The organism is Streptomyces sp., from assembly GCF_050698815.1.
Classification (GTDB): domain Bacteria; phylum Actinomycetota; class Actinomycetes; order Streptomycetales; family Streptomycetaceae; genus Streptomyces.
Genome location: NZ_JBOHCV010000276.1, coordinates 1 through 3184, shown reverse-complemented (window position 1 = coordinate 3184; position 3184 = coordinate 1). Strand labels below are relative to the sequence as shown.

Genomic DNA, 3184 nt, shown 5'->3' with positions numbered 1-3184 from the left:
GGCCAGGCCCGCCGCCCGCCGAGCAGCCGCAGGACGACCACGTCGATCCCGTCGAGCAGCCCCGGCAGCGACGCGGCATCGAGGCGCGTCGGGTTGGCGGTGCGGTACGGCCCGCCGCTGGCCCGGGCCGCTAGTAGTTCGGTATCGGCCGTCGACAGCAGCAGGATCACGGTCGGCGCGCCTCCTCGGGTGTCCTCGCCCGCAAGCGACCACGACGGCGGAGTGTCTGGCTCCCCGGGTCGACCGGGTCACAGTGGCGGGACCGCGCCGGATTTGCACCGGCTTCCTCTCCTGCCGCCGTTGGGCAATCGGCAGTCCACCACGTACGGGAAGGGGCGTCAACTCGCCGCTGACCTGCGACGGGAGAGTGTGAGCAGGCACACGGAACAGGGGTACGGGCGCTGCCCGTACCCCTGTTGACGTCGTTGGTTCGGCCCCGGCGCCGCCGACCGCGTGTCGTCAGCCGGACAAGTCCGAGGCGTTCACGGAGCGGTGATGATGTAGATGCCGTACGCCACGGCTGCCGCGCACAGCGCGAAGCACACGTAGGCGCCGGTGCGGGCGAGCACGGGGGTCCCGCCCTCCGCGTTCCGGGCGGAGGACCCCACGATGCCGAGCGTGAACACGCCCACCAGACCGACCGTCGCCAAGAGGCTGACGCCGAATACCTGGCCGAGCGCTGCCCAGTCGATGTCCATAGCGTTCCCTGTCTGCTTTCGTCTGGAGAGGGACTAGTTCGTCTGGAGAGGGACTAGAGGGGCGTGGTCGTACGCGGCCGTTCCCGCTGTTCGGGGACGGACGCGAGACCGGGTTGCGGAGCTTCCGGCTCCGGGCCGGCAGCCGTCGGCTCCGGGTCAGCGGCCGTTCCGTCGGCCGCCCGGTCCGCCTTCGCGGCGGACGGCGGGGTCACGGTGCGCAGGGCGGCTGTGACACCTGCGGGCTCCGCGGGTGCCAGCTCCGCGTCGTTGACGTTGGTGTGGTCGACCGGCCTGCGGCGGGAGATCAGCCAGATTCCGCCGCTGATCGTCAGCGCGAGGACCGCGACCGTGGTGACACCCCAGTCGCCCTGGTCGGCCAGCAGCGCGGCACCGGCGGCGACGAGCCCGGCGGCCGGCAGCGTCAGCACCCAGCTCATGACCATCCGGCCGGCTGTCGACCAGCGCACCACGCTGCCCTTGCGGCCGACCCCGGAGCCCATCACGGCGCCGGAGCAGATGTGCGTGGTGGAGAGTGAGAAGCCGATGTGCGACGAGGCCAGGATGGTGGCCGCGGCGCTGGTCTGCGCCGCGAACCCCTGCGGCGGCTTGATGTCGGTGAGGCCGTTGCCCATGGTGCGGATGATCCGCCAGCCGCCCAGGTACGTACCCAGCGCGATGGCCACGCCCGCGGAGACGATGACCCAGAGCGGCGGGTCGGCGTTGGGCGCCACCACACCGCCCGTGATCAGCGCAAGGGTGATCACGCCCATGGTCTTCTGCGCGTCGTTGGTGCCGTGCGCCAGCGAGACCAGTCCGGCGGAGGTGATCTGCCCCGCGCGGTAGCCCTTGGCGGTCTGCTTCTCGCCCGCCTTCCGTGCCACCCGGTAGCTGAGCCGGGTCGCGAAGAGCGCGGCGAGACCCGCGACCAGCGGGGCGGCCAGCGCCGGCAGGAGCACCTTCGTCACCACGACGTCGCCGTTGACGGCGCCGAAGCCGACGGAGGCGATGGTGGCGCCCATGAGGCCGCCCATCAGGGCGTGGGAGGAACTGGAGGGGAGCCCTGCGAGCCACGTCAGCAGGTTCCACATGATCGCGCCGACCAGCCCGGCGAAGATCACTTCAGGCTGGATTCCGGAGCCTTCGTCGATGAGTCCCGAAGAGATGGTCTTGGCGACCTCGACGGAGAGAAACGCCCCGGCGAGGTTGAGGACCGCCGACATCGCCACCGCTGTCTTGGGCTTGAGCGCCCCGGTGGAGATGGTGGTGGCCATGGCGTTGGCCGTGTCGTGGAAGCCGTTCGTAAAGTCGAACACCAGAGCCGTGACGATCACGATCCCGATGAGAAGCGTGATGTGTTCCATTCACCCAGGCCCAAATCAGTCGAGGTTAAAGACTCGTTGAACGTAAGGATGGCGGGTGAACGGAAGGTGAACTGCGACGGGCTTCGGGGTGTCACTCTCCGGGGCCTGTTGTGAGCGGCGTCACATCCGTGTCCCACCCCCCACGAGGCCGCACTCGTCCCAGCATCCGAGCAGGTCTGACGACCAGGTCGTAAAGTCACCCGCCGGAGGTGGCGCAGATGCGGCGAGCGTGGCGGGAAGTGGTGGACACGGCCCGTCGTACGGTCGCGGCCGGACTGGTCGTGGGCACCTCGGGCAACGTCTCGGCACGCGTCGGTGACACGGTGCTGGTGACTCCGAGCGGCGTCCCCTACGACCGGCTGGGCCCCGAGGACCTGTGCGCCGTGGACCTCGACGGCCGGCGTACGGCCGGGAGCCTCGAGCCGACCAGTGAACTCCCCATGCACCTGGCGGTCTACCGGCACACCACGGCACGCGCGGTCGTGCACACCCACGCCGTGCACGCCACCGCGGTCTCCACCCTGGTGACCGAACTCCCCGCCGTCCACTACATGGCCGCCGCCCTCGGCGGTCCGGTGCGCGTCGCTCCGTACGCCACCTACGGCAGCGGCGAACTGGCCGCGCACATGCTCACCGCCCTCGACCGGCGCAGCGCCTGCCTGCTGCAGAACCACGGCACGATCGCCTACGGCGACGACCTGGACCAGGCGTACGACCGCACCGCGCAGCTGGAATGGATGTGCCACCTCTGGCTCACCGCCTCCGCTCTCCCCGGCCGCACGCCGACGCTGATCCCCGACGCCGAACTCCTCCGTGTCGCACAGAAATTGAGCGGCTACGGGCAGCGGCGGCCACTGTCCGACGGGCGGCAGGCGAGCGAGCCGGACTCGCTTTGACCCGTCCGGCCCCCTGGAATCACCCGCCCGACGTCGCCCCACTGGCCGGGCCGGTGCCACTGCGGTGACACTGACGGGATGCGTCTGCGTACCGCGGCCATCGCCGCCACCTCCGTCCTGAGCGCTGGTGCGGCCGCGGCGGCGGCGGGACGGTACGCGGCAGGAGCCGCCCTGCGCCCGGCGCTTTCCCCCGCCGCCACGGCCGCGAAGGGCCGCCGCGGCCGTGCGC

At 71.2% G+C, this 3184-nt stretch carries 3 protein-coding genes and 1 riboswitch; of the genes, 1 reads left to right on the top strand and 2 read right to left on the bottom strand.

Translation table 11 applies throughout. From position 1 onward, the window contains the following. Window positions 1–202 precede the first annotated feature (202 nt). Window positions 203–336: riboswitch (cobalamin riboswitch) on the bottom strand. 146 nt (window positions 337–482) lie between these two features. Both ACRDP3_RS10075 and ACRDP3_RS10070 read right to left on the bottom strand, forming a co-directional pair. After that, window positions 483–698, bottom strand: a complete 216-nt coding sequence (locus ACRDP3_RS10075) for a hypothetical protein (RefSeq protein WP_431516531.1) — start codon at window positions 696–698, stop codon at window positions 483–485. Window positions 699–751: 53 nt separating this feature from the next. Next, window positions 752–2059 (bottom strand): inorganic phosphate transporter, encoded by a 1308-nt coding sequence (locus ACRDP3_RS10070; protein WP_431516530.1) that lies wholly within the window; start codon window positions 2057–2059, stop codon window positions 752–754. A gap of 218 nt (window positions 2060–2277) precedes the next feature. Between ACRDP3_RS10070 and ACRDP3_RS10065 the strand changes: the two genes are divergently transcribed. After that, window positions 2278–2955: a class II aldolase/adducin family protein gene (locus ACRDP3_RS10065; RefSeq protein WP_431516529.1), complete on the top strand. Its 678-nt coding sequence runs from the start codon at window positions 2278–2280 to the stop codon at window positions 2953–2955. Window positions 2956–3184 lie beyond the last annotated feature (229 nt).